Genomic DNA, 24,086 nt, shown 5'->3' on the forward strand with positions numbered 1-24,086 from the left:
CCCTGAGCCGGCTCGCGCTCAGCGCGGGAGCGTGAGGATCTCCGCTCCCTCTTCCGTGATCGCGATCGTGTGCTCGGTGTGGGCGGTGCGGCAGCCGGTGGCGCTGCGCAGAGTCCAGCCGTCGTCGTCGGTGATCAGCTCGTCGGTGTCGGCCATGACCCACGGTTCGAGGGCGAGCAGCAGGCGGGGGCGCAGCTTGTAGCCACGACCGGGGCGCCCGTCGTTCGCGACGTGCGGATCCTGGTGCATGGTCGAGCCGATGCCGTGGCCGCCGAACTCGAGGTTGATCGGGTACCCCGCGTTGCTGAGCACCGTGCCGATCGCGTGCGAGAGGTCGCCGATGCGGGCACCAGGACGGGCGACGGCGATGGCCGCGGCGAGCGCGCGCTCGGTCGTGTCGATCATCGCGAGATCCTCGGGTGTCCGGGTGGTTCCGACCACGAAGCTGATCGCGGCATCGGCCGCGATCCCGCGCAGCGTGACGGCGAGGTCGAGCGTGAGCAGGTCACCGTCAGCGAGGGCGTAGTCGTGTGGCATCCCGTGCAGCACCGCGTCGTTCACGGCGGTGCAGACGTAGTGGCCGAAGGGTCCGCGGCCGAACGACGGCGCGTAGTCGACGTAGCAGGACTCGGCACCGGCATCCTCGATCATCTGCTTGGTCCAGCGGTCGAGGTCGAGCAGGTTCACGCCGACCCTCGTGCGCTCTTTCAGCGACTGCAGGATGCTGCCGACGAGCGCGCCGGCATCCCTCGCCCTGGCCAGTTCGTCGCTCGTGAGGATCTCGATCATGGGGCTCTCCGCATCCGGGTCGCTGTTTTTCCAATAACTATCCCGGTAATACTATCCCGGTATTAGAATCGGCACATGATGGTTCGGATGCCCCTCACTCCCGCCGAGGTCGAACGAGGCGAACGTCTCGGTGCCCTGCTGCGGCGAGCGCGTGGCGAGCGGTCGATGCTGAGCGTCGCGCTCGACGCCGGGGTCTCGCCCGAGACGCTGCGCAAGATCGAGTCGGGTCGCGTGGCGACTCCCGCTTTCTCGACGATCGCGGCAATCGCGGGCGTGCTGCACCTCTCGCTCGATTCGGTGTGGGCCGAGATCGAGCCGCCGGTGCGCACGATCGGACGAGTGCAGGTCGCGTCCTGAGATGGCGCATGCACTGATCACGGGCAGTTCGCGCGGCATCGGTCGCGCTGTCGCCCAGGCGTTCGCGCGCAGAGGCGATCGGGTCGTCGTGCACTACGGCCGGGATCGCGCCGCAGCGGAGGAGACACTCGCCTCGCTCGACGGCTCGGGGCACGCTCTCGTGGGCGGCGACTTGGGGAATCCCGCTGAGGCGCATCGCGTGGTCGAGGAGGCCATCGCCGCGCTGGGCTCTCTCGACATCCTGGTGAACAACGCGGCGGTCGCGCCGAGTGCAGCGAACGAGCATCGCGTCGATTCAACGTCGTTCGCCGAGTGGCAGGCCGCGTGGTCTTCGATGGTCTCGGTGAACCTGCTCGGAGCCTCGAACGTGACGATGCTGGTGGCACAGCACATGATCGAGCGCGGTGGCGGCGGGGCGATCGTCAATGTCGGCTCGCGCGGCGCGTTCCGCGGCGAGGCCGATCACCCCGCGTACGCCGCGACCAAGGCGGGGCTGCAGGCGTTCGGCCAGTCGATGGCCCTGGTTCTCGCCCCACACAACATCTCGGTCACATCGATCGCACCGGGAATGGTCGCGACCGAGCGCCAGTCGGCGAAGCTCGAGGGCGAGCAGGGCGACAGCATCCGCGGGCAGAGTCCGTTCGGGCGCGTGGGCACTCCCGAAGAGGTGGCGGATGCCGTCGCCTACCTCACGTCGCCCACCGCCACATGGGCCTCGGGCACGGTGCTCGACCTCAACGGGGCGTCGTACTTCCGCTGAGCGTCGGGTCAGTTCCCTCCTGGGAGAGTCGTCTCGCGACGTTTCAACTCAGGCGACTTCGTCGTCTTCGCTCAACGACCGAAACCCAACCCCGCTCGTTGAGCGAGGCCCGCGAAGCGGCCCGAGACGAAACGCTCCGCGCCCCGCGCATACCCCCGGGAGGAGATCTGCCTCTCGGGAGGAGGGTTCCCGAGAATTCCTCCTCCCCGGGCGCAGTTCTCCTCCCGGGTGGCGAGCTCGCTCCGCCCCCGTGCGTACCTTCGCGACCTAGCCCCGCAGCACCGAGTCCAACAGCCCAGGGAAGAGCGAGTCGAGATCGTCACGGCGCAGCGTCAGCATCCGTCGCCGTCCGTTGGGCTCGTTGCGGATGACGCCCGCTTCGCGCAGCACCTTCATGAAGTGCGACTTGGTCGACTTGGGGAGGTTCGGGTCGGTCGCGTGGCACGCGGCCATGTCGAGCGGACCGTCACTGAGCTGTCGGGCGATGGCCAGTCGTTCGGGGTCACTGAGCGCGAAGAGCACGTCGGTGAGCTGGATCTCGGAACGATCCGGATGCGGAAGGTCGCCTGGCATGGTTCGAGAATAGTTGAACAATCGCGGGAAGGCGAGTACGCTCCGATAGTTCGATGATTCTCGAACCCAACGAGTTCGCCCCTCTCAGACCCGACCCCACACCCGCGGGAGCACAGATGACCATCACGTCACCGATCGCCACGATGACGGCCGCGCCGATCCGCCGCCCGCGCTTCGGCTTCGCGCTGGCGATCGTCACGCAGATCGCGATGATGATGGGTGCGAGCGCGCCGTCGCCGTTCTACCCGGTGCTCGCCGCCGAGATCGGGTTCGACGCGATCGCCATAAGCGCCGTGTTCGCCGTGTACGCGGTCGCCCTGCTTCTCGCACTGCTCACCGCCGGGTCGCTCTCCGACCACGTCGGTCGCCGTCCTGTCGCGATCGGCGGACTCCTCCTGCTCGCCGCGAGCATGCTGCTCTTCTGGCATGCAGACACCGTCGCGACGCTCATGCTCGCGCGCATCCTGCAGGGAGCCGCGAGTGGTGTGCTGATCGCCGCGCTCTCGGCCGCAGCGCTCGACCTCGCTCCCGGCGGACGCTCGAGGGTCGCCGCCCTATGGAACGCCCTCAGCCCCGGCATCGGCCTCGCTCTCGGCGCGCTGATCTCGGGCATCGCTCTCGACCTGACCGGCCAGCCGCTGCTCGACGTGTTCGCGCCGCTGACCGTCGTCTACGTCGTGCTCGCCGCGCTCTTCTTCCTCGCGCCCGAGACCGCACCCCTGCGACCTGGAGCACTGGCGTCGCTGAGCTTCCGCCTTTCGGTGCCGGCCGGTATCCGTTCGGACTTCTGGCGAGGCGCGCCCGCGATCATCGCCGGGTGGGCGACGGGTGGGCTCTTCCTCTCACTCGGCGCGAACATCGTGCGCACCGAGCTCGGCGGCGAGGCGCACGTCTGGCAGGGGCTCGCGGTCGCGATGCTCGCGGGAGTCGGCGCGATCACGGCGTTCGCGTTCCGCAACCGCACGCCGCGCACGTCGGTGATCTTCGGCACTGCGGCGCTCGCGACGGGAACAGCCCTGTCGCTCTGGGCCCTCTCGGCCGAGTCGCTCGCCTTCTATCTCGCCGCGACCGCCATCACCGGCATGGGATTCGGCACCGCCTTCTCGGGAGTCGTCGGCTCACTCGCACCGCGCATCCCCGCGACCGACCGCGCCGACACGTTCGCCGTGATCTACCTGCTCGCCTACCTCGCGTTCGGGGTGCCCGCAGTGGTCGCCGGAACGCTGGTCGGGGTGTTCGGGCTCGGAGTCGTGTGCGTGGGATACGGCGTGGTGGTCATCGTGCTCGCGCTCGTCGCGCTGGTGCTGCGGGTGCGCCGCGCAGAATAGAGCGGATGCCGGATGCCGCCGCGACCTACCGCTCCGCGAGCATCTCCCGCAGCCGCGCGGCCTCAGCCTCGGGCATGCTGTACCCGTGCTCGGGCGCGGGATACACACCGTCGCGCACCTCGTCGGCATACGCCTGGACTCCTGCGACCGACACTCCCCGCACATCGGCGTAGCGCTTGACGAACTTGGCGACGCCGCCCGCATAGATGCCGAGCAGGTCGTGGAAGACGAGCACCTGGCCGTCGGCATCTGCTCCGGCTCCGATGCCGATCAGCGGAATGCGCAACAGGGGCGCGAGGGCTGCGGTGACCTCCGACGGCACGGCTTCGATGACGAGCACCGAGACTCCGGCATCCTGCAGCGCGAGGGCATCTTCGATCACGGCGAGCGCGGCGTCGGCGGTGCGTCCCTGGGCGCGGTATCCGCCGAGGGATGTCGCGGTCTGCGGGGTCAGTCCGACGTGTCCGACCACGGGGATGCCGGCACTCACCAGCGCGCGGGCACGGTCGACCGTCGTGCCGCCGCGCTCGATCTTGACCAGGTCGACGCCCGCCTGCTTGATGAAGCGCTGCGCGGTCGCGAGGGCGAGTTCATCCGACGCCTCGTACGAGCCGAAGGGCAGGTCGCCGACGAGCAGCGGCTTCTCGAGTCCGCGTCGCACAGCCTTCGTGAGCATGAGCATCTCGTCGATCGTGACGGGCACGGTGCTGTCGTAGCCGAGCACGGTCATCGCGGCCGAGTCGCCGACGAGCACCATGTCGACGCCGGCCTCCTCGACGATCTGCGCGCTCGGAAAGTCGTAGGCGGTGACCATGACGATGGGTTCGCCGGACTGCTTCTTCGCGGCCAGATCGCCCAGGGTCAGGCGCTTGGTCGGGGCGGCGTGGGCACTCATCGGGTGGCCCCTCTCAGCAGGTGGTTGTCGATCAGTCGGGCGGCGCCGACGCGGGCGGCGACGAGCAGCAGTGCGTCCCGTTCGACGACCGTCACGGGCTGCAGGGTTTCGGCATCCCGGAGTTCCAGGTACTCGACAGCGATCCCCGCGTCGGCCAGAACAGCATGGGCGGCAGGCAGGATGCCGGCGCGCTCCCCCGATCGGTGCGCCGCGTCGGCGGCGTCGAGGGCGCGGTTGAGCGCGGTCGCCTGGGCGCGAGCATCCGCGTCGAGGTAGACGTTTCGTGAGCTCATGGCGAGTCCGTCGGGTTCGCGCACGATGGGGCACGCTTCGATCCGCACGTCGAGGTCGAGGTCGCGCACGACACGGCGGACGACGAGCACCTGCTGCGCATCCTTCTGGCCGAAGTAGGCGACGTCGGGCTGCACGATGCCGAACAGCTTGGTGACGACGGTGGCGACGCCGTCAAAGTGGTGGGGTCCGCGGCTCGCGCCATCGAGCACCTCGGTGATGCCCGCGACGTGGATGTTCGTCGCGAAGCCGTCGGGGTAGATCTCGGCGGGCTCGGGTGCGAACAGGATGTCGACGCCCGCGGACTCGGCGAGCGCGGCGTCGCGTGCCTCGTCGCGCGGGTAGGTGCTGAGGTCTTCGTTCGCGGCGAACTGGGTCGGGTTGACGAAGAGCGAGACGACGACGAGGTCAGTCTGCTCGCGCGCGGTGCGCATGAGCGAGAGGTGTCCCTCGTGGAAGGCGCCCATGGTGGGGACGAGTCCGACGGACCGGCCCGCTGCCTTGGCTTCGCGGACCGCGGCTCGCACCTCGGCGATCGTGCGGAGGATTCTCATGCCTCGGACTCCTCGGTGGTGGCGGCTTGATCGGCGGTCGCGGTGGCGGCGTGATCGGCGGTCGTGTCGGCAGTCGCGTCAGGGGTGGTCACGTGTGGCGCGCGCCCGGCGACCGCGCGGGTGGCGGTGGCGAGTGCGTCGAAGAGGTCTTGGTAGTCGGCGGATGCTGCGCGCTGCCGCGCCACGGTCGCTTCGTCGCCGCGCGCGATCGGCCCGGTAAGTGCGGCCACAGCACCGGAGGCCGCCCAGTTGTCGACCGTCTGCCGCACGAGCGGTGCGAGGTGCGCGCGGTCGACGCCGGCATCCTTCGCGAGGTGTTCGGCCGCGTCGAGCACGGTGAGCACGAAGTTCGAGGCGAAGGATGCGGCGGCGTGATACTCCGCGCGGTGGGCGTCGTCGACGCGGAACGGGTTCGCGCCCAGCGCCCGCGCGAGCTGCTCGGCCACCTCGAGCGCCTCGGGTGTGCGGCCATCGATCGCGACGCCGATTCCGCGGAACACCTCGGCTGACTCCTTACCCGTGAAGGTCTGGAGCGGGTGGAGGCTGAAGTCGACGTCGGTGAGCGGCGTCGCGCCCGAGACGTGGGCGATGAGTCGCGCATGGGGTCGAACAGCGAAGGCTACGGCGGGGATGGCGGAGTCCGGGACGCAGAGCAGTGCGATGTCGGCATCCGGGGCTCGGTCTTCGCGGCGGAGGGGTCCGATGACGACGAATCCCGCTGCGCGCAGGGCCCGTGCGAGTACGCCGCCGAGACGGCCGGCGCCGACGATGGCGATGGACGTTTCAGGGGCGAGAGCAGGGGTGCTGTGCATGTCGATTCCCGGCCGATACGGTCGACACGGATGGGATGAGTATCCGCCCGAAATGGGGTGAGCGCAAAATCTGGGAGCAGAGTGCCCAGCGCAAAGTGCTCTTCTATGCCCTTAATGCCGCATTTTGCCTGGCGCCACTGTGCATATCGCTCCCACTCTTTATGGCAGCGGTCTGCGTCGGCGTGCGCGATACGACCGGCACGCGCGCAACGTCGTCGTGTCCAGTGGACGCGAAGGCTTGACGATCCAGGCGCAGCACCATGGACTAGATGGATGCTGTCGACACCTGTTCCCGGCGAGGTCCCCGTAGAGCTCGTCATCATGCCGGAATGGGCGAGCTCGCAACGGGTGGCAGGCATATTCTCTCCCCGTCTGTCGAGAGACCTTCAGGCACGTATCCGTGCGTGGAACGACGAGTGGAAGTTCACGCTCAACCCTCAGAAGACGATCCGCTGGCCCCACCCCGAGATCGGGCGCCGCTGGATAGAGGAAGGGAACGCTCTCGTCGAGGCGATCCAGGCAGAGCTCGGGTCGAGGTTTCACGTCGTCGGCGGGTTCTCTGCGTACGCCCCGGAGCCCTGAGCGCGCATCGACGACTTAAGACAACGGGACAGATGCCGGAGTGCGTTCGACGGGCCTCCTCACCGCCGCTCACGACCGGGGAACGGCAGCCCCCAGCATCCGCCGTACCCTTAACTGTTCTGCCCCATCCCCCGGGCACCTTCTCTGGAGCATCCCCATGTCTGCACCTGCGGTCGACGATCGTGCCCGCTATCGGGCGAATCCCACCGTCCTCCAAGCGCTGAAGAGTCCGCGGATGCTGACGCGCGAGGTACTCGCGGGGCTGGTCGTGGGGCTCGCGCTGATCCCCGAGGCGATCGCGTTCTCGGTGATCGCGGGCGTCGACCCGAAGGTCGGGCTGTTCTCGTCGTTCATCATGGCGGTGTCGATCGCGTTCCTCGGCGGGCGCCCCGCGATGGTGACCGCGGCGACCGGAGCCGTCGCGCTCGTGATCGCACCCGTCGCTCCGACCTACGGGATGGACTACTTCATCGCGACCGTGATCCTCGCGGGCATCTTCCAGGTGCTCCTCGGGGTGCTGGGCGTCGCGAAGCTGATGCGATTCATCCCACGCAGCGTCATGGTCGGGTTCGTGAACGCGCTCGCCATCTTCGTGTTCAGCTCGCAGTTCCCGCAGCTGATCGACGTGCCGTGGCTGGTGTATCCGCTGGTGGCACTGGGAATCGTCGTGATGATCGTGATGCCGAGGATCACCCGGGTCGTGCCGGCGCCACTCGTGTCGGTGATCATCGTGACCGGTGTCGTGCTGGCGTTCGCGATCACCGTGCCGACGGTCGGCGATCAGGGCGAGTTGCCGAAGAGCCTTCCCGAGCTGTTCATCCCGAACGTGCCGCTCACCTGGGAGACGTTCACGATCATCGCTCCGTTCGCCCTCGGGGTCGCGCTGGTCGGGCTCATGGAGTCACTGCTCACCGCCAAGCTCGTCGACGAGATCACCGACACCCACTCGAACAAGACGCGCGAGTCGTGGGCGCAGGGCGTGGCGAACATGCTCTCCGGAATCTTCGGCGGCATGGGCGGCTGCGCGGTGATCGGCCAGACCATGATCGGCGTCAAGGCGTCCGGGGCGCGCACCCGCATCTCGACGTTCTGCGCCGGCATCTTCCTGTTCCTGCTGGTCGTCGTGTTCGGTGACTTCGTCGGCACGATCCCCATGGCCGCCCTCGTCGCCGTGATGATCATGGTCGCGATCGGCGCCTTCGACTGGCACAGCGTGAAGCCGTCGACCCTCAAGCGGATGCCGAAGAGCGAGACCTTCGTGATGGTGGCGACCGTCGTGCTCGTGCTCCTCACCCACAACCTCGCGGTCGGCGTCGTCGGCGGGGTGCTGGTCGCATCCGTGCTGTTCGTGCGCCGCGTGGCGCACTTCGTCTCGGTCGAGCGCTCGGTCGACCGCTCGGTCTCGGGCGACGTCGCGCGCTACGTCGTGAACGGCGAGCTGTTCTTCGCCTCGAGCAATGACCTGACCACCCTCTTCGAGTACCCCGACGACCCCGAGCATGTCGTGATCGACCTGTCGGGATCGCACATCTGGGATGCGTCGACCGTCGCCGCTCTGGATGCGATCGAGACGAAGTATGCAGCGCTCGGCAAGAGCGTCGAGATCGTCGGGATGAACGAGAGCAGTCAGCGGATGCGGGGACGGTTGACCGGCGGGTTCGAGTAGCGATCCACCCGGACGCGCCTCAGCGCACGAGGGCGGGCCGCTTGCTGTCGAACTGCCAGTCGGGCACGAGGTACTGCATGCCGATCGCGTCGTCGCGGGCGCCGAGCCCGTGCTCGACATACAGCTCGTGGGCCTCGGCGAGCCGCACGCGGTCGATCGTCACACCGAGTCCCGGCCGGTCGGGCACGCGCACCGCGCCGTCGCGGATCTGCGGCGCATCGACCGTCAGCTGCTGACCGTCCTGCCAGATCCAGTGCGTGTCGAGTGCCGTGATCTCGCCGGGCGCGGCCGCACCGACCTGCGTGAACATCGCCAGCGAGATGTCGAAGTGGTTGTTCGAGTGCGAGCCCCATGTGAGGTCGAAGTCGTTGCACAGCTGCGCGACGCGCACCGACCCTGCCATGGTCCAGAAGTGCGGGTCAGCGAGCGGGATGTCGACGGCATCCGATCGGATCGCGTGCGCCATCTCGCGCCAGTCGGTCGCGATCATGTTCGTCGCGGTCCGCAGTCCGGTGCGCCGCCGGAACTCCGCCATCACCTCGCGGCCCGAGAACCGGCCCTCGGCACCGCAGGGGTCCTCGGCGTAGGCGAGCACGTCGCGCAGTCGTCGACCGATGCGCACCGCATCCTCCAGCAGCCACCCGCCGTTCGGGTCGAGCGTGATGCGCGCCTCGGGAAAGCGCTGGGAGAGGGCGGTCACGACGTCGGCCTCGATCTCTCCGTCGAGCACGCCGCCCTTGAGCTTGAAGTCCGAGAATCCGTAGCGCTGCTGGGCGGCTTCGGCCAGGCGCACGACGCCCTCGGCCGTCATCGCCTCTTCGCGTCGCACGCTCTCCCAGCTGTCGCCGCTCTCGCGCAGATAGGGGAGGTCGGTCCTGTCGGCATCCCCGACGAAGAACAGATAGCCCAGCATCGGCACGCTGTCGCGCTGCTGACCGTCGCCGAGCAGTTCGGCGACCGGCACGCCGAGGTGCTGCGCATGGAGGTCGAGAAGCGCCGACTCGATGCCGGTGACGGCGTGCACGGTGGTGCGCAGGTCGAATGTCTGCAGCCCGCGGCCACCGGCGTCGCGATCGGCGAAGCGCGTAGCGATCGACCGCAGCAGCGAACGGTATCGGCCGACCGGCTGACCCGAGAGCATCTCGCCGGCCTCGGTGATGGTGCGGCGGATCGGCTCTCCGCCGGGGACCTCGCCGAGACCCTCGCGTCCGTCCGAATCCGTCACGATGACGATGTTGCGGGTGAAGAACGGCCCGTGCGCGCCCGAGAGGTTCAACAGCATCGAGTCGTGGCCGGCGACCGGAACGACCTCGACTCTGTCGACGGTGGGAACGGCGCTCATGCGGACGCCTCGCGCCGCCCGTCGATGAAGCGCGGGACGTGCCACTGGTTGGCGTCGCGCAGCGCCTCGGGCAGCAGCTCGTCGGGGATGTTCTGATACGCGACCGGCCGCAGGAAGCGCTCGATCGCGAGAGTCCCGACGCTCGTGGTGCGCGAGTCGCTCGTCGCCGGGAACGGTCCGCCGTGAACCATGGCGTGCCCGACCTCGACCCCGGTCGGCCAGCCGTTCGCGAGGATGCGTCCGACCTTGCGCTCGAGCACCGGCAGCAGCGCCGCCGCGAGCTCGTTGTCGTCCGCGCTGAGCTGCAGCGTGGCCGTCAGCTGACCCTCCAGACGCGACGCCGCCTGCACCAGCTCGGCGACATCGCCGTACCGCACCACCAGCGATGCCGCACCGAAGATCTCCTCGTGCAGCACGTGGTTCTCCTCGAACGATCCGAGGTCGGCGGCGTGGATCACCGGCGCGGGAGCATGCGGACCATCTCCGTCGGATCCCCTCGCGAGGATCTCGGCGTTGGCGTCCCTCGTCTCGACGCCCTCGCGCCACGCGGCGGCGATGCTCGGCGAGAGCATGGTCTGCCCTGTGGCCGCGCGCAGCGCCTCGGATACGGCCTGCAGGAAGGCGTCGCCCTGCTCGCCCCGCGGGACGAAGACGATTCCGGGCTGCGTGCACAGCTGCCCGCTGGATCCGGTCGCGCTCTGCACGTACCCCGCGGCGAGTGCTCCGACATCGCCGCGCAGAGCGCCGGGCAGGATGAACACGGGGTTCACCGAGCTCATCTCGGCGTAGACGGGGATCGGCACCGGCCGCGCCTGCGAGGCGCGCACGAGGGCGAGACCGCCTTCGCGGGAGCCGGTGAACCCGACGGCCTGGATCTCGGGGTCGGAGACGAGCGCCTGTCCGACGCTGCGGCCCGGGCCGAAGATGTGCGAGAAGACTCCCGGGTGGAGTCCATGGGCGTCGATGGCACGCGCGATCGCCGTCGCCACGAGCTCGCTCGTGCCGGGGTGCGAGCTGTGCGCCTTGAACACGACCGGGCAGCCGGCTGCGAGGGCGGATGCGGTGTCTCCGCCGGCGGTGGAGAACGCGAAGGGGAAGTTCGACGCCCCGAACACCGCCACCGGCCCGAGAGGGATCTTGCGCTGGCGGATGTCGACGCGGGGCACCGGCGTGCGGTCGGGCTGAGCCGGATCGATGCGCACGCCTCGGTGCTCGCCGGCTCGGACGACCTCGGCGAACAGCCGCAGCTGCCCGGTGGTGCGCGCACGCTCCCCGAGAAGACGCGCCTGCGGCAACCCGGTCTCCTGCATCGCCCGTTCGATCAGTGTGTCGCCGATCGCCTCGATCTCCTCCGCGACCGTCTCGAGGAAGGCCGCGTGTGCCTCGGGCTCGAGGCGCGAGAACGTGACGAATGCCTCTGCGGCGGCCGCCGTCGCCTCGCGGAGCTGGTCGACGTCGATCTGCGAGTAGGGCGGATCGAGCTGTTCGTCGGTGTCGGGCGCGATGGCGTGCAGTGCCGAGCCGGTGCCGGCGACGGAGCGTCCGGCGATCGAGGAATGCCCGGTGAGGACGGGAACGGTCATGTCACTCTCCTTGAGTCGAGGGTGGGGATGGTGAGGATCAGACGGGGACGGACTCGAGCAGCCCGGCGCGGTCGAGAAGCTGCAGGAGGTCGGCGTCATCCTGCTCCGACAGGTCGTGCAGCGGCGGGCGGACGGGTCCGACGCCGTGTCCGGTGAGACGCAGCCCAGCCTTGACGATCGAGACGCCGAAGCCGCGGCCCCGATCGCGGATCGCGATGTACGGCAGCACGAAGCGTCCCAGCTTCTCGGTCACCGCGACTCGGTCCTGGGCACGCACGTCCCGGTAGAACTCGAGGGCGAACTCGGGAACGAAGTTGAACATCGCGGACGAGTAGGTGCTCATGCCCATCTGCAGCAGCGGCAGCGCATACGTCTCCGCCGTCGGCAGCCCGCCCAGGTAGAACAGCCGCTCGCCGTTGCGGACGTAGACCGAGGCGAGGTGCTCGATGTCGGCCGTCGCATCCTTGAAGCCGATGACGTTCTCGTGTCGGTCGGCGAGGATCGCCATCGTCTCGGCCGAGTAGATCGCGTTGCCCCGGTTGTAGACGATGATCGCGAGACGGGTCGCTGCGGCGATCGCCGAGACATGCTCGACGAGACCGGGCTGGTCGCACTCGGTGAGATACGGGGGCAGCACGAGGATGCCCTCGGCACCGGCCTCCTCGGCTGCGCGAGCGTTCGCGATCGCGTTGCGGGTCCAGCCTCCGGCCGACGCGAGCACGGGCACCTCGGGTCGGGATGCCTGCACGGCCGCGCGGACGACCGCGGCCGACTCTGCGGCATCGAGACTGAAGCCCTCGCCGGTGCCGCCGGCGGCGAACAGACCGGCGACGCCGAATCCGGCCTGCCACTCGACGTGCTCGCGGTAGCGCTTCTCGTCGAACTCGAGCTCCGGCGTGAATGCCGTCGCGGGGAACGAGAGGAGACCTTCGCGAAGGTGGTCGGCCAGCTCGGTGGGCGTGAATCGTGCCACGGTGCACTCCTGGGGTGTCGCGCCGGTGTCCGGCTCGGATCTGAACAATCGTCACGCTATGCGGGAAACGATGCGCCTACAAACCAAATGGTGGATGGATCAATGCGCCGCCTGCATCAAAGCGCAGACATCTCCGGCACCGGCGTCGGGAGCGGCTCGCCTGCGAGGTACGCCCGGAGGTTCGCCAGCGTGAGGTCTCGCATGTCGCGCCGGGTCTCGTGCGTCCCGCTGCCGACGTGGGGCAGCAGCGTGACATCGTCGCGGATCAACCGCGCGGGCACGTGCGGCTCCTGCGCGAACACGTCGAGACCCGCCCCCGCGATCTCACCGGCCTCGAGAGCGGCGATCAGCGCGTCCTCATCGACGACCGAGCCGCGAGCGATGTTGACCAGGAACCCGTCCGGTCCCAGCGCCCGGATGACCTCGGCGTCGACCAGACCCTCGGTCGCGGCTCCTCCGGGAACCGCGATGACGAGCACATCCGATCGGCGTGCGAGTTCGACGGCGGAGGCCACGTGCTCCCACGGCACCTCCTCGACCGGGCGGCGGGTCGTGTAGAGGATCGTCGCGTCGAATGCTGCCGCGCGCCGGGCGATCGCCTGCCCGATGCGGCCGAGGCCGAGCACGCCGACCGTGCTGCCCGAGAACCGACGCGTCAGCGGGAAGCCGCCGGACTGCCAGCGGCCCTCGCGCAGGAACCTCTCGGATGCTCCGAACCGTCGGAACACGTCGAGCATGAGGCCGAGGGCCGTATCGGCGACGCAGTCGGTGAGCACATCGGGCGTGTGGGTGACCTGGATGCCGCGCGCGACCGCCTGAGCCACATCGGTCGTGTCGTAGCCCACCCCGAAGTTGGTCACGATCTCGAGGTTCGGGAGCGCAGCCATCAGAGCGGACGGGACACCGTTGCGACCGCTCGTGACGACGGCGCGCACCTTCGCGGCATCCGCGGGATCGAGGGTCGTGAGGTCGTCGGGAAGACGCACCACGGAGTACTCGTCCTGGAGCGTCCGCTCGAGCGAGTCGAGCAGTGGCCCCGCCTGGGCGACGGAGCCGGGGGCGACGGGCGAGGGGGCATCGATGATGTTCGTCATGGCGCGAGACTACGACCCGTCAACGATGCAGTTCCATAAGCGAAGTTGCATGGATTGATGCGTCCGCTGTATTCATCGGGCGAGAACGGCGGAATCCCGCGGATCGCCGCATGTCGCTCCACCGCTGCCGAGCGCCGAGCCCCGGTTCCGCCCGCCGATGCGTGCCGCGCATCGGTTGACGCTCGTGAAGCGGTCTGCGACATTCTGAACGAGCCGACGACCACTCTGGGCCTCGGCCGTCCCCTACCTGGAGGAACCGATGAAGCTTTCTTCCCCCCGACGCAGAGCGGCCCGCGCGTCCGCCGTCACCGCTGGAATCGCGTCGATCGCACTGCTCGCATCCTGCTCGGTCGCGAACTCGGAGTCGCAAGGCGGCGGCGAGGGTGGCACCGAAGACACCCTCCGCGTCGTGCTCACGCAGGAGCCGCCCACGCTCGAGGCATGCGACGCGAACCTCACCTCGACGGGTGTGGTCGTGCGCAGCACGGTGACCGAGCCGCTCGTCGAGCGCAACCCGTCGACCGGAGAGCTCGAGCCGCTGCTCGCCACCGAGTGGGAGCAGACCGGCGACACCGAGTGGACGTTCACCGTCCGCGACGACGTCACGTTCCAGGACGGCACCCCCTTCGACGCCGAAGCGGCCGCCTACTCGATCGACCGCGCCGTGAACGGCGACCTCGGCTGCAACGTCGAGGGCTACATCTTCGGTGACGACGACCTCGAGGTCGCCGCCACCGATGCCACCACCCTCACCGTGACCACCCCGAGCCCCGACCCGATCCTCCCGCTGAAGCTCTCGTTCATCGAGATCGTCTCCCCCGAGACCTCGAACACGGAGTTCGTGCGCGAGCCCATCGGCACCGGCCCCTACGCGATCGGCGACTGGCAGGCCGGCACGAAGCTCACCCTCGACCGCAACGACGACTACTGGGGCGACGCTCCGCAGTTCGCCGAGGTCGAGTACCAGTGGCGGTCGGAGGGCACCGTCCGTGCCGCGATGATCACCAGCGGCGAGGCAGACATCGCCCTCGGCCTCAGCGCCGAGGACGGCATCGGCGACTTCGGCGTGAGCTACCCGAACAACGAGACGATCGCACTGCGCTTCTCCGGGCAGACGGCGCCGCTCGACGACATCCGCATCCGCCAGGCGATCAACTACGCGATCGACCGCGAGGGCATCGTCTCCTCCCTCTACCCCGACGGCGACGTGGTCGCCGCGCAGCTGATCCCCGAGGGCATCGTCGGCTTCAACTCCGACCTCGAGCCCTGGGAGTACGACCCCGAGAAGGCGAAGGCCCTCGTCGAGGAGGCTGCGGCTGACGGTGTCCCGACGGACACGAAGATCCTCATGCCGGTGCGCACCGCGCAGTTCCCGAAGGTCAGCGAGCTCGGCGAGGTCCTGCGCGAGCAGCTCGCCGCCGCCGGCCTCAACGTCGAGCTCCGCATGGTCGACACCACGCAGCACCTGCAGTACCAGCTGAGCCCGTTCGTCACGAACGAGGGCCCCATCTCGATGCTCATCCAGCACGGCAACCAGGCGGGTGACGCGCAGTTCACGGTCGAGCAGTACATGCTCACGGGCGGTGCGCAGGCCGAGTTCGGCGACCCGGGTCTGGACGAGCTCATCAACACGGCCCGCACCCTGACCGGCGATGAGCGTCAGGCGGCCTACGAGGACGTGTTCGCCTACGAGCGCGAGAACGTCGTGGCCCTCGCCCCGATCGCGCACCAGACGGTCATGCTCGGTCTCGCCGACCGCGTGACGTACGAGCCCAACTCGTCGACCGGCGACGAGCTGCGCATCAAGGAGGTCTCGCTCGCGGGCTGACCGCGAGCGAGAGTGAGAGGCGGGCGACCATGTGGACCTACCTGAGAAAACGGATCCTGCAGAGCGCGCTGCCGCTGATCGCCGTCGTACTGGGTGTCTTCGTGCTCGCCCGTCTCACCGGCGATCCGTCGCAGCTGTACCTTCCGCTGAACGCCACCGACCAGATGCGCGAGGACTTCGCCGCCCGCAACGGCTTCGACCAGCCGCTGTGGAAGCAGATGGGCGACTACTTCCTCGGTGTCCTGCAGCTGGACTTCGGTCAGTCGCTGCGCACCGGGGAACCCGCCGCCGAGATGGCGCTGCGCGCCTTCCCCGCCACCCTGCAGCTCGCCGCGGTGACGATGGTCCTCGCGATCGTCATCGCCATCGTGCTCGGCAGCTGGGCGTCGCTGAAGCCGAACGGCATCGCCGACCGCATCGTGAGCTTCTTCTCGATGACGGCGGCCAGCGTGCCCGACTTCTGGGTGGCGATCCTCGGCATCTGGATCTTCGCGATCACCCTCGGCTGGCTGCCGACATCCGGAACCTCCGGCGCTCTCGTCTGGATCCTGCCGGTCGCGACGCTCATGCTGCGACCGGTCGGGGTGCTCGCCCAGGTGATCCGCGGGTCGATGGTGACCGTGCTCGGGCAGCCGTACATCCAGGTCGCCCGCAGTCGCGGCGCCGGCCAGATGCACATCGTCTCGAAGCACGCGCTGCGCAACGCCGCAGCACCTGCCCTGACCGTCGCCGGCGACCTGACCGTCGGCCTCATCAACGGCGCGGTCGTGGTGGAGTCGATCTTCGGCTGGCCGGGCATCGGCAAGCTCATGATCGACTCGATCCTGCAGCGGGATTTCGCGGTGCTGCAGGCCGCGGTGCTGATCACCGCTCTGGCGATCTTCGCCCTCAACATCATCATCGACCTCGGTTACGCGCTGCTGGATCCCCGCGTGCGGCCGACCTCGGGAGCCAAGGCCCGTCGCCGCGGTCCCGGGGCACTCTCTGACACGAAGGCAGAGGTGCTGACGAATGTCTGACAACGCATCGACCGTCACCGTCCTCACGCAGAAGGCGCGCGGAGCCCGCTCGTCGGGTCGCGCCAACCTCTGGCAGCTGCTGCTGAAGGACAAGGTCGCCACCGCCGCCGCCATCGTGCTGTCGTTCATCGTGCTCACCGCGATCATCGGTCCGCCACTGTTCGGCGAGATGGCGCAGCGACAGGACCTCGGCGCGCGCAACATGCCGCCGTTCAGCTTCCAGCTCGGCTGGGAGTACGTCCTCGGCAGCGACTCGCTGGGTCGCAGCCTGCTCGCCCGCATCATCACCGCGGCGGGAACCACGCTCGGTGTCGCGGCGGCCGCCGTGGTCGTCTCGGCGGTCGTCGGCTCGATCTGGGGCATGTGGGCGGGGTTCCACCGCGGATGGCGCGAGTCGGTGTCGATGCGCATCGCCGACGTCATCATGAGCTTCCCCTCGCTGCTGCTCGCCGTCGTGATCCTGTACGTGTTCAACCCGAGTGCGGCCAACATCGTGCTCGTGCTCGCGATCACACGCATCCCCCTCTACCTGCGCACCGCGCGAGCGGATGCCGCCGAGCTGCGTTCACGGATGTTCGTCGACGCCGCGACCAACTTCGGAGCCACCAACCGCGCCATCGTCTTCCGGCACATCGTCCCGAACGTCCTGCCGACGCTGGTCACGCTGGCGACGCTGGAGTTCTGCTACGTGATGCTGGCCGAGTCGTCGCTGAGCTTCCTCGGCATCGGCATCCAGCCGCCCGATGTCAGCTGGGGCCTCATGGTCTCGCAGGGGCGCCAGTACCTCGCCGAGGCGTGGTGGCAGTCGGTGCTCCCGGGTCTGGCGATCGTCATCACCACGGTCTGCGCGAACGTGCTGGCCGCATGGCTGCGTCTTGCGACCGATCCCGGTCAGCGCTGGCGCCTGCAGAGCAAGAAGCGCCGTCGTGTGATCGGCTCGATCGCCCCGCGCCGCTGAGCCTGTCGTGACGCCCCTCGAGTTCGTGCTGCTGGGGGCGGTCATCCTCGCGGCCGGCTGCCTGCAGGGGTCGATCGGATTCGGCATGGGCATGCTGGCGGCTCCCTTCATCGCCCTCATCGACGCCACGCTGCTGCCGGTGCTCGTGATCATGCTGGCGATGGTCGTGACGCTGATCGTGGTGGTGATGGACCGCGCAGCCCTCGACCTGCGCGGCGCCGGCTGGGCGTTGGCGGGTCGAGTGCCGGGAACCGTCGTCGGGGCAGGGCTCGTCACCGTGATGTCGGCGACGGCGCTGTCGTGGGCGGTCGCCGGCGTCGTGCTGCTGGGCGTCGTCATGTCGCTGCGCGGCTGGCACCCGCGGGTGACCAGGGCGACACAGGCGGTGGCCGGGGCGCTGTCGGGCCTCATGGGCACGACGACGTCTGTGGGCGGCACGCCGATGGCGATCATCTGGCAGGGGTCGGAGGGGCCGCGGCTGCGCGGCACGATGTCGGCGTTCTTCCTCGTCGGCTCGTCGCTGTCGCTCGTCGCCCTGTTCCTGTGGGGTGCTGTGCCGCCGCACGCGCTCGTCACCGCCGCCTGGATGGCGCCGTTCGCCGTGGGCGGGGTGGTGCTGTCGCGCTTCGTGAACCGGTTCCTCAACCGTCGGCGCACGCGCGCGATCGCACTCGGCGCATCCGCTCTGGGCGCGGTGACGCTGATCGTCACCCGCCTGGTCGAGATGTTCTGAGCGGATGCCGGGGCGCTCAGCCATGTGGTGAGTCACGCGGAGCACGAAGGCTGGAGAGAACCGCGCGAGCGCCGTCTCCACTGATCACCTACTTCTGTACGCCAGCATCCTTGCCGTGGCGCTCCTCGAACGCTCGAACCTCGCGAAGAACTCGGCGGAGCACGAAGAGCTGCGCAACTGCCAAACCAGCATTCACAACGCCCACGATCAACCGCATCACGTCGAGATCCGCAGAGTCGTCGAGCAACCCGGAGCTCAGCCACCATACGGCGCTGACAGTAAAGACGACGAGAAGAGCGATCGCCAGCGTTCTCTTTCGCTGCAGCGCCAGGCGCTGCTGTGTGAGGGACGGCTCGGGCTCGCTCATGCGCAGAGCATACCGAGAGGGTGCCGACGCACAACGGGGATGGCGTTGCCCAGTCAACCGGCGGGGTCTTCGCCGAGTTCGGTCAGGCGCGCCTGGATGTCGCGCGCCTCGTCCTCGTGAAGACTCTGCTGTTGGTGCGCGCCGAGGCCGCCACCCATACTCAGACCGCTCAGCCACGCTTCGCGGTGGAGGCGCTGAACCTCAGCGAGACGCCGACGCAATCGCACGATCTCGTCATCAGAACCGACCATGCGGACAGCGTAGCTCGCCCCTCTGGTTGGGCAGGAAGGAGGCGCCGACGCCTGACCGCTCAGCGCACCTGACGCTCGAGCGGGAGGCCGGCGTCGAGCAGGTCGATGTTGCGGGCGATGTCGGCGGCCCGCGCGGTGAAGACCTCGCGGGCATGGCCCGAGTGGTGCGGGGTCAGCACGACCCGGTCGAGCGCAGCGAATCTCTGCACGACAGGCGGCGCCTCGGCACCCTGCGGAGCATCCCACCAGACGTCGATCGCCGCTCCTCCGATGCGTCCCTCGTCGAGGGCTGCATACAGCGCGTCCTCGTCGAGGAGCGCACCGCGGGCGACGTTGATGATCAGCGCGTCGCCGTGAAGCTGCGCGAGCGCGGCGGCATCGATCATCCCCCGCGTGCTCTCGGTCAGGGGTGCGGTGACGACGACGACATCGCTCTCCGCGAGCAGCGGATGCAGGTGGTCTTCGCCGTACACGCGATCGAGCAGCTCGGTTCCCGGGCCACCCGCATCCGGATGCCGACGCAGGGCGACCACGCGCATCCCGAAGGCCTTCGCCAGGTGCGCCACGGAACGACCGATCTCGCCGTAGCCGACGAGCCCGAGAGTGCTCCCGGCCAGCGCGCGGTGGTACGGGGCGTCAGCCGTGGCGATCGTGCGCCACTCCCCTCGACGCATCTCGGCGTCGGCCTCGAGCGCACGACGGCGCAGCATGAGCGCGGTCATGATCACGTGCTCGGCGATCGCGGCGCCGTGATGACCGGTGTTGCACAGCGGCACACCGTCGGGCACGGCACCGGCATCCACCCGGTCGACTCCGGCACCCGTCGCGTGCACGAGATGCACGCGGTTGCCGTCGGCCATGTCGTCGGCCGTGAGCCGCGAGCAGATCACCACATCGGCGCCCGCGATCGCCGCGCGAGCGGAGCCGGGCACCTCGAGGTCGGCGAACACCCACTCGTGCGGCCGCTCGGTGCGACGCAGGTCGTCGGCGAACGCCGACATGATCGGGTCGGTGACCGCGATGCGCAACGGATCCCGCCGCACCGCGCTCACCAGCGAGGGCTTTCCAGCACGTATCCCGGGTCGACTCGCTGCATGTAGCCGGTGTCGTCGCGCTCGCGGATGCCGCCGTCGAGATACTGCCTGTGCAGCCGCGCCAGCGCCTCCGGGTCGAGCTCGACGCCGAGGCCCGGTGCGGTCGGCACCGCCAGCGATCCGTCGCGGAACGTCAGGGCGCCGGGGGCGATGACGTCTTCGTCCTCGCGCTTCCACGGCCAGTGCGTGTCGCACGCGTAGCCGACGCCGGGGGTGGCACCGGCGAGGTGGGTCATCGCGGCGAGGCTGATGCCGAGGTGCGAGTTCGAGTGCATGGAGAGCCCCCACCCGAGAGTCTCGGCGAAGCCGGCGAGCAGCCGGGATCGTTCGAGACCTCCCCAGAAGTGGTGGTCGGAGAGCACGATGTCGATCGCGCCGAGCCGCACGGCCTCGGCGACGTGCGAGAACGCGACGACGCACATGTTGGTCGCGAGCGGCAGATCGGTGTGGCGGCGCACCTCGGCCATGCCCGCAAGGCCCGGGGTGGGGTCTTCGAGGTACTCGAGCACATCCTTCAGTGCGTCGGCCACCCGCAGCGAGGTCTCGACGGTCCAGGCGCCGTTCGGATCGATCCGCAGCGGGTGATCGGGAAACTCCTCGCGCAGCGCGAGGATCGCCGCGATCTCGTCGTCGGGCGCGAACACCCCGGCCTTGAGCTTGAGCGCTGTGAATCCGTAGGCGTCGACGATGCGATGCGCCTGCGTGACGATGCCGTCCGGCGTCAGCGCCTCGCCCCATTCGTCGGATGCCTCACCCGGGTGGCCTGCCCACTTGTAGAAGAGGTAGCCGCTGAACGGCACGGCGTCCCGCACGCGTCCGCCCAGCAGCTCACTGGCGGGCATGCCGAGCAGCTTGCCGCGGATGTCGATGGCGGCCACGTCGAACGGCGAGAGCACGCGGTCGCCGGTGCTCGTGCCGGTGACCATGCCCGACATGCCGTGTCCGCCCTGCACCCCGTCGCCGGCCACACTGCGTTCGACCCACGCTCGCAGGTCGTTCGTGGCGAACACGTCGCAGCCGAGCACGGCGTCGGCGGCGACCCGCAATCGCTGCAGGTGCGCGCTGTCGCCGTAGGTCTCGCCGAGTCCGACGACGCCCGATTCGGTGGTCACCTGCACGATGGCGCGCAGCGCGAGCGGCTCGTGCACGCCGACGGTGTTGAGCAGCGGCGGGTCGTGGAATGCGACCGGCGTGATGCGGACGGACCGCACCGCGTTCTCGGACAACCGCGTGGCAGCCGGGACAGACAGCAGGAACTCTTCGGACATCACGCCTCCGTTGGTGAGACTCCGGGACTCCGCTTCGACGGATTCCGCGTCATCGAGTTTCTCCGACACTATGGTGGGGACAGATGCGCGGACAAACCAAAACTCGCACTGATTGATGTCGGGAGTGGATCGATGATCTCGCTGGTACAGCTCGAATGCTTCATCGCCGTCGCGGAGGAACTGCACTTCGGTGCGGCCGCGACCCGACTCAAGATGACGCAGCCGCCGCTCAGTCGGCAGATCCAGCAGCTCGAGCGCGAGCTGTCGACGAGGCTCTTCGATCGCACCAGCCGTCGCGTCGCGCTGACCCAGGCCGGGCGCGCGCTGCTCCCCAACGCGCGGCGCCTGATCGACCTCGCGGCGAAGGCGGTCTCGGACGTGCGCTCGGTCGGCGAGGGCGCCGCCGGAACCGTCACGATCGCCTACACCGCGATGGCCGGGCAGGCCGTGGTGCCCGATCTGCTGCGGCGCGCGTCGGCCGAGCTGCCCGGCGTCACCCTGCTGCTGCGCGAACTCGTCTCGCTCGACCAGGTGGAAGAGCTCGACAAGGGCACGGTCGACATCGGCCTGATGCGGCCACTGCTCGCCCGGCCGCAGATCAGCAGCCGCGCGGTGTACCGCGAGCGGCTGGCGGTGGCGCTCCCCAGCGACTCGGCACTGGCGCAGCGCGCGGAGCCGGTGAAGCTCATCGACCTCAAGGACGAGTCGCTGCTCATGTACTCCCCGAGCGGCGCGCGCTACTTCCACGACCTGCTGCTGTCGATGTTCGTGGCGAGCGGGGTGCATCCGCACATCGTGCAGTACGCCGGGCAGGTGCCCGCCCTGCTGGCGATGGTCAGCGCCGGCATCGGGTTCACGCTCGTGCCGCAGTCCGCCGAGCGGATCTCTCCCGACACCGTGACGCTGCTGCCGATCAGCGAGGCCGATCCGTCGTCGCGGGTGAACAGCGTCGAGCTCGACATCGCGTGGAACTCCGAGTCGCACAATCCCCTCGTCGAGCGTCTGCTGAATCTGATCGACGACGTGGATCACGACGACTGATCCATGCAGTGGGCGCATTGCCCAATGCCGATGTAGTGCTTGATCGGGATGAATCCCCACGCATAGCGTGAACGAGAAGATGATCAGTGCTGATGACACGACCCGTGCTCGACGAGGAGGACGCATGCCGAAGGACATCGCCGCGACCGCCGATGAGTCCGCCCGACTCGGTGAGGCCGTGAAACCGACACCCGGCGGTCGACCCGCCGCGCGTGACGACATCCTGCGCGTCGAGGATCTGCGCGTCGCCTATCGGATCGGCGACCGCGAGGTCGATGCGGTCCGCGGGGTGAACCTCAGCGTGGGCCGCGGTGAAGTGGTCGCGATCGTCGGCGAGTCCGGATCCGGCAAGAGCACGGTCGCGCAGTCGATCATGAACCTCCTCGCGCCGAACGCCGAGGTCACCGGCGGGCGCATCGAGTTCGACGGCGAAGACCTGATCCCGCTGAGCGAGCGCCGCTGGCGCAGCATCCGGGGCCGTCTGATCGGACTGGTCCCCCAGGACCCCGCACTCTCTCTCAACCCGGTGCGACGCGTGGGCGTGCAGGTGGCGGAGCCGTTGCTCGTGCACGGACTCGCGACCAAGCACGACGCGAATGATCGTGCGGTCGAGCTGCTCGAAATGGCGGGTCTGACGTATCCGGCCGAGCGGGCGAAGCAGTATCCGCACCAGTTCTCGGGTGGCATGAAGCAGCGTGCGCTGATCGCGGGGGCGCTGGCCGCGCAGCCGAGCCTGATCATCGCCGACGAGCCGACGAGCGCCCTCGACGTCACCGTGCAGAAGCAGATCCTCGACCACCTCGCGAACCTCACGCAGGAGCTGGGCACCGCGATCCTGCTCATCACCCACGACCTGGGCATGGCGGCCGAGCGGGCCGACCGGGTCGTCGTCATGAAGCAGGGCGAGATCGTGGACTCCGGACCGGCGGCGCAGGTGATGACCGCGCCGACGCACGAGTACACCCGCAAGCTCATCGCCGCCGCACCGCGGCTGAGCGCACACGAGCGACGGACGGCATCGACCCAGGCCCGCATCGAGTTCGGCGGCGAGCCGATCGTCCGGGTCTCCGAGCTCACCAAGGTCTTCCCGCTGCCCAAGGGCGAGGGCGAGCGCCGCTCGCTGACCGCCGTCGACGCCGTCTCACTCGAGGTTCGCCGCGGCGAGACACTCGCCGTCGTGGGCGAGTCGGGGTCGGGCAAGAGCACGCTCGCGCGACTCGTGCTGCGGCTGGAGGAGCCGACCTCTGGGTCGATCTCCTTCGCCGGCGAGGACATCACGCACCTGAAGGGCGAGAAGCTGCGTCAGCTGCGGCGGCGGTTCCAGATGGTCTACCAGAGCCCGTTCGACTCCCTGAATCCGCGCATGACGATCGAGCAGCTCATCACCGAGCCGCTGCTGTCGTTCGGCGAGGGCGACCGGTCGTCGCGGTCGAAGCGCGCCGTCGAGCTGTCTGAGCAGGTCGCTCTTCCCGACGGGATGCTGGGTCGGTTCCCCGACGAGCTGTCCGGCGGCCAGCGGCAGCGCGTGGCCATCGCCCGCGCTCTCGCGCTCGACCCGGAGTTCCTCGTGCTCGACGAGGCCGTCTCGGCGCTCGACGTGTCGGTGCAGGCGCAGATCCTCGCGCTGCTCGACGAACTGCAGCGCGAGCGCGAGCTGAGCTACCTCTTCATCACGCACGACCTCGGTGTCGTCGCCGAGACCGCCGACCGCGTCGCCGTGCTCAAGCACGGCAAGCTCGTGGAGTGCGGCGATGCCGCGCAGATCTTCACGAGCCCGCAGGAGGAGTACACGCGGATGCTGATCGAGGCCGTTCCGGCGTTCTCCGCCTGACGCTCGCCCTCGGTTCGACCGCGCGCGAGTGGCCACTTTCGCACCCCTCACGGCCACTTCCGGTGCATTACTGACCACCCACCGCACAGGCGTCAGG

24 protein-coding genes are annotated in these 24,086 nt (G+C 69.1%); 11 read left to right on the forward strand and 13 right to left on the reverse strand.

Features of this window, described 5'->3' with window-relative positions; translation table 11 throughout:
- Nucleotides 1–18: 18 nt before the first annotated feature.
- On the reverse strand, nt 19–789 hold the full coding sequence (gene map, locus ASF63_RS06145) for a type I methionyl aminopeptidase (protein ID WP_056510851.1): 771 nt from the start codon (nt 787–789) through the stop codon (nt 19–21).
- 78 nt (nt 790–867) lie between these two features.
- Between map and ASF63_RS06150 the strand changes: the two genes are divergently transcribed.
- Nucleotides 868–1,146: a helix-turn-helix domain-containing protein gene (locus ASF63_RS06150; RefSeq protein WP_056512766.1), complete on the forward strand. Its 279-nt coding sequence runs from the start codon at nt 868–870 to the stop codon at nt 1,144–1,146.
- A gap of 1 nt (nt 1,147) precedes the next feature.
- On the forward strand, nt 1,148–1,906 hold the full coding sequence (locus tag ASF63_RS06155; protein WP_056510853.1) for an SDR family NAD(P)-dependent oxidoreductase: 759 nt from the start codon (nt 1,148–1,150) through the stop codon (nt 1,904–1,906).
- A 267-nt stretch (nt 1,907–2,173) separates the two neighbouring features.
- On the opposite strand, the gene ASF63_RS06160 is transcribed toward ASF63_RS06155, so the two are convergent.
- Nucleotides 2,174–2,479, reverse strand: a complete 306-nt coding sequence (locus ASF63_RS06160; RefSeq protein WP_056510857.1) for an ArsR/SmtB family transcription factor — start codon at nt 2,477–2,479, stop codon at nt 2,174–2,176.
- Between the two features lie 116 nt (nt 2,480–2,595).
- Between ASF63_RS06160 and ASF63_RS06165 the strand changes: the two genes are divergently transcribed.
- Complete coding sequence (locus tag ASF63_RS06165; protein ID WP_056512769.1) at nt 2,596–3,807, forward strand: MFS transporter; 1,212 nt, start codon at nt 2,596–2,598, stop codon at nt 3,805–3,807.
- A gap of 25 nt (nt 3,808–3,832) precedes the next feature.
- Here ASF63_RS06165 and panB read toward each other — a convergent pair whose 3' ends face one another.
- From panB to ASF63_RS06180, 3 genes are read right to left on the reverse strand one after another with little or no spacing between them, the layout of a single operon-like run.
- A complete protein-coding gene (gene panB / locus ASF63_RS06170) occupies nt 3,833–4,702 on the reverse strand; it encodes a 3-methyl-2-oxobutanoate hydroxymethyltransferase (RefSeq protein WP_056510860.1) in 870 nt (289 codons plus the stop codon).
- A complete protein-coding gene (gene panC / locus ASF63_RS06175; RefSeq protein WP_056510864.1) occupies nt 4,699–5,547 on the reverse strand; it encodes a pantoate--beta-alanine ligase in 849 nt (282 codons plus the stop codon). The genes panB and panC overlap by 4 nt, the downstream gene beginning before the upstream one ends.
- A complete protein-coding gene (locus ASF63_RS06180; RefSeq protein WP_082477876.1) occupies nt 5,544–6,359 on the reverse strand; it encodes a Rossmann-like and DUF2520 domain-containing protein in 816 nt (271 codons plus the stop codon). The genes panC and ASF63_RS06180 overlap by 4 nt, the downstream gene beginning before the upstream one ends.
- Before the next feature lie 273 nt (nt 6,360–6,632).
- Between ASF63_RS06180 and ASF63_RS06185 the strand changes: the two genes are divergently transcribed.
- On the forward strand, nt 6,633–6,941 hold the full coding sequence (locus ASF63_RS06185) for a hypothetical protein (RefSeq protein ID WP_056510867.1): 309 nt from the start codon (nt 6,633–6,635) through the stop codon (nt 6,939–6,941).
- Between the two features lie 157 nt (nt 6,942–7,098).
- A complete protein-coding gene (locus ASF63_RS06190) occupies nt 7,099–8,607 on the forward strand; it encodes a SulP family inorganic anion transporter (protein WP_056510869.1) in 1,509 nt (502 codons plus the stop codon).
- Nucleotides 8,608–8,626: 19 nt separating this feature from the next.
- Here the strand turns inward: ASF63_RS06190 and ASF63_RS06195 are convergent, their stop codons facing one another.
- The 4 genes from ASF63_RS06195 to ASF63_RS06210 form a co-directional block, all read right to left on the reverse strand.
- A complete protein-coding gene (locus ASF63_RS06195; protein WP_056512772.1) occupies nt 8,627–9,949 on the reverse strand; it encodes an enolase C-terminal domain-like protein in 1,323 nt (440 codons plus the stop codon).
- Nucleotides 9,946–11,532: an aldehyde dehydrogenase (NADP(+)) gene (locus tag ASF63_RS06200; RefSeq protein WP_056510872.1), complete on the reverse strand. Its 1,587-nt coding sequence runs from the start codon at nt 11,530–11,532 to the stop codon at nt 9,946–9,948. The genes ASF63_RS06195 and ASF63_RS06200 overlap by 4 nt, the downstream gene beginning before the upstream one ends.
- Before the next feature lie 37 nt (nt 11,533–11,569).
- Entirely contained in the window at nt 11,570–12,505 is a 936-nt protein-coding gene (locus ASF63_RS06205) for a 5-dehydro-4-deoxyglucarate dehydratase (RefSeq protein ID WP_053098437.1), read from the reverse strand.
- Between the two features lie 116 nt (nt 12,506–12,621).
- A complete protein-coding gene (locus ASF63_RS06210) occupies nt 12,622–13,599 on the reverse strand; it encodes a 2-hydroxyacid dehydrogenase (RefSeq protein WP_056510875.1) in 978 nt (325 codons plus the stop codon).
- Nucleotides 13,600–13,858: 259 nt separating this feature from the next.
- Here ASF63_RS06210 and ASF63_RS06215 point away from each other — a divergent pair, with 259 nt between their 5' ends.
- From ASF63_RS06215 to ASF63_RS06230, 4 genes are read left to right on the forward strand one after another with little or no spacing between them, the layout of a single operon-like run.
- On the forward strand, nt 13,859–15,427 hold the full coding sequence (locus ASF63_RS06215) for an ABC transporter substrate-binding protein (protein ID WP_053098435.1): 1,569 nt from the start codon (nt 13,859–13,861) through the stop codon (nt 15,425–15,427).
- A 29-nt stretch (nt 15,428–15,456) separates the two neighbouring features.
- The gene (locus ASF63_RS06220; protein WP_056510877.1) at nt 15,457–16,446 is read left to right on the forward strand and encodes an ABC transporter permease; all 990 of its coding nucleotides are present in this window, start codon (nt 15,457–15,459) and stop codon (nt 16,444–16,446) included.
- Nucleotides 16,439–17,404, forward strand: coding sequence for an ABC transporter permease (locus tag ASF63_RS06225; protein ID WP_056510880.1), 966 nt, complete (start codon nt 16,439–16,441; stop codon nt 17,402–17,404). The genes ASF63_RS06220 and ASF63_RS06225 overlap by 8 nt, the downstream gene beginning before the upstream one ends.
- Before the next feature lie 7 nt (nt 17,405–17,411).
- Nucleotides 17,412–18,137, forward strand: a complete 726-nt coding sequence (locus tag ASF63_RS06230) for a sulfite exporter TauE/SafE family protein (RefSeq protein ID WP_056510881.1) — start codon at nt 17,412–17,414, stop codon at nt 18,135–18,137.
- A gap of 88 nt (nt 18,138–18,225) precedes the next feature.
- On the opposite strand, the gene ASF63_RS06235 is transcribed toward ASF63_RS06230, so the two are convergent.
- From ASF63_RS06235 to ASF63_RS06250, 4 genes are read right to left on the reverse strand one after another with little or no spacing between them, the layout of a single operon-like run.
- Nucleotides 18,226–18,504, reverse strand: coding sequence for a hypothetical protein (locus ASF63_RS06235; RefSeq protein ID WP_056510885.1), 279 nt, complete (start codon nt 18,502–18,504; stop codon nt 18,226–18,228).
- Between the two features lie 53 nt (nt 18,505–18,557).
- Nucleotides 18,558–18,755 (reverse strand): hypothetical protein, encoded by a 198-nt coding sequence (locus tag ASF63_RS18995; protein WP_157534250.1) that lies wholly within the window; start codon nt 18,753–18,755, stop codon nt 18,558–18,560.
- Between the two features lie 59 nt (nt 18,756–18,814).
- Nucleotides 18,815–19,807: a 2-hydroxyacid dehydrogenase gene (locus tag ASF63_RS06245; protein ID WP_235560712.1), complete on the reverse strand. Its 993-nt coding sequence runs from the start codon at nt 19,805–19,807 to the stop codon at nt 18,815–18,817.
- Nucleotides 19,804–21,117 (reverse strand): glucarate dehydratase family protein, encoded by a 1,314-nt coding sequence (locus ASF63_RS06250; RefSeq protein ID WP_082477989.1) that lies wholly within the window; start codon nt 21,115–21,117, stop codon nt 19,804–19,806. The genes ASF63_RS06245 and ASF63_RS06250 overlap by 4 nt, the downstream gene beginning before the upstream one ends.
- Before the next feature lie 132 nt (nt 21,118–21,249).
- Here ASF63_RS06250 and ASF63_RS06255 point away from each other — a divergent pair, with 132 nt between their 5' ends.
- Both ASF63_RS06255 and ASF63_RS06260 read left to right on the forward strand, forming a co-directional pair.
- Nucleotides 21,250–22,158 carry a LysR family transcriptional regulator gene (locus ASF63_RS06255; RefSeq protein WP_056510891.1) on the forward strand — a complete coding sequence of 303 codons (909 nt, stop codon included), beginning with the start codon at nt 21,250–21,252 and terminating at the stop codon, nt 22,156–22,158.
- A gap of 124 nt (nt 22,159–22,282) precedes the next feature.
- Nucleotides 22,283–23,989 (forward strand): dipeptide ABC transporter ATP-binding protein, encoded by a 1,707-nt coding sequence (locus ASF63_RS06260; protein ID WP_157534251.1) that lies wholly within the window; start codon nt 22,283–22,285, stop codon nt 23,987–23,989.
- Nucleotides 23,990–24,086 lie beyond the last annotated feature (97 nt).

The organism is Microbacterium sp. Leaf320 (assembly GCF_001423485.1).
Taxonomy (GTDB): domain Bacteria; phylum Actinomycetota; class Actinomycetes; order Actinomycetales; family Microbacteriaceae; genus Microbacterium.

What these genes read in the sequence shown, in the direction of transcription:
- ASF63_RS06220 (WP_056510877.1), top strand. Translation starts at nt 15,457, where the DNA reads ATGTGGACCTACCTGAGAAAACGGATCCTGCAGAGCGCGCTGCCGCTG.
- ASF63_RS06150 (WP_056512766.1), top strand. Translation starts at nt 868, where the DNA reads ATGGTTCGGATGCCCCTCACTCCCGCCGAGGTCGAACGAGGCGAACGT.
- ASF63_RS06250 (WP_082477989.1), bottom strand. Translation starts at nt 21,117, where the DNA reads ATGTCCGAAGAGTTCCTGCTGTCTGTCCCGGCTGCCACGCGGTTGTCC.
- ASF63_RS06200 (WP_056510872.1), bottom strand. Translation starts at nt 11,532, where the DNA reads ATGACCGTTCCCGTCCTCACCGGGCATTCCTCGATCGCCGGACGCTCC.
- ASF63_RS06210 (WP_056510875.1), bottom strand. Translation starts at nt 13,599, where the DNA reads ATGACGAACATCATCGATGCCCCCTCGCCCGTCGCCCCCGGCTCCGTC.
- ASF63_RS06195 (WP_056512772.1), bottom strand. Translation starts at nt 9,949, where the DNA reads ATGAGCGCCGTTCCCACCGTCGACAGAGTCGAGGTCGTTCCGGTCGCC.
- ASF63_RS06165 (WP_056512769.1), top strand. Translation starts at nt 2,596, where the DNA reads ATGACCATCACGTCACCGATCGCCACGATGACGGCCGCGCCGATCCGC.
- ASF63_RS06235 (WP_056510885.1), bottom strand. Translation starts at nt 18,504, where the DNA reads ATGAGCGAGCCCGAGCCGTCCCTCACACAGCAGCGCCTGGCGCTGCAG.
- ASF63_RS06260 (WP_157534251.1), top strand. Translation starts at nt 22,283, where the DNA reads ATGCCGAAGGACATCGCCGCGACCGCCGATGAGTCCGCCCGACTCGGT.
- ASF63_RS06255 (WP_056510891.1), top strand. Translation starts at nt 21,250, where the DNA reads ATGATCTCGCTGGTACAGCTCGAATGCTTCATCGCCGTCGCGGAGGAA.
- ASF63_RS06180 (WP_082477876.1), bottom strand. Translation starts at nt 6,359, where the DNA reads ATGCACAGCACCCCTGCTCTCGCCCCTGAAACGTCCATCGCCATCGTC.
- map (WP_056510851.1), bottom strand. Translation starts at nt 789, where the DNA reads ATGATCGAGATCCTCACGAGCGACGAACTGGCCAGGGCGAGGGATGCC.
- ASF63_RS06190 (WP_056510869.1), top strand. Translation starts at nt 7,099, where the DNA reads ATGTCTGCACCTGCGGTCGACGATCGTGCCCGCTATCGGGCGAATCCC.
- ASF63_RS18995 (WP_157534250.1), bottom strand. Translation starts at nt 18,755, where the DNA reads ATGGTCGGTTCTGATGACGAGATCGTGCGATTGCGTCGGCGTCTCGCT.
- ASF63_RS06160 (WP_056510857.1), bottom strand. Translation starts at nt 2,479, where the DNA reads ATGCCAGGCGACCTTCCGCATCCGGATCGTTCCGAGATCCAGCTCACC.
- ASF63_RS06225 (WP_056510880.1), top strand. Translation starts at nt 16,439, where the DNA reads ATGTCTGACAACGCATCGACCGTCACCGTCCTCACGCAGAAGGCGCGC.
- panB (WP_056510860.1), bottom strand. Translation starts at nt 4,702, where the DNA reads ATGAGTGCCCACGCCGCCCCGACCAAGCGCCTGACCCTGGGCGATCTG.
- ASF63_RS06215 (WP_053098435.1), top strand. Translation starts at nt 13,859, where the DNA reads ATGAAGCTTTCTTCCCCCCGACGCAGAGCGGCCCGCGCGTCCGCCGTC.
- panC (WP_056510864.1), bottom strand. Translation starts at nt 5,547, where the DNA reads ATGAGAATCCTCCGCACGATCGCCGAGGTGCGAGCCGCGGTCCGCGAA.
- ASF63_RS06155 (WP_056510853.1), top strand. Translation starts at nt 1,148, where the DNA reads ATGGCGCATGCACTGATCACGGGCAGTTCGCGCGGCATCGGTCGCGCT.
- ASF63_RS06185 (WP_056510867.1), top strand. Translation starts at nt 6,633, where the DNA reads ATGCTGTCGACACCTGTTCCCGGCGAGGTCCCCGTAGAGCTCGTCATC.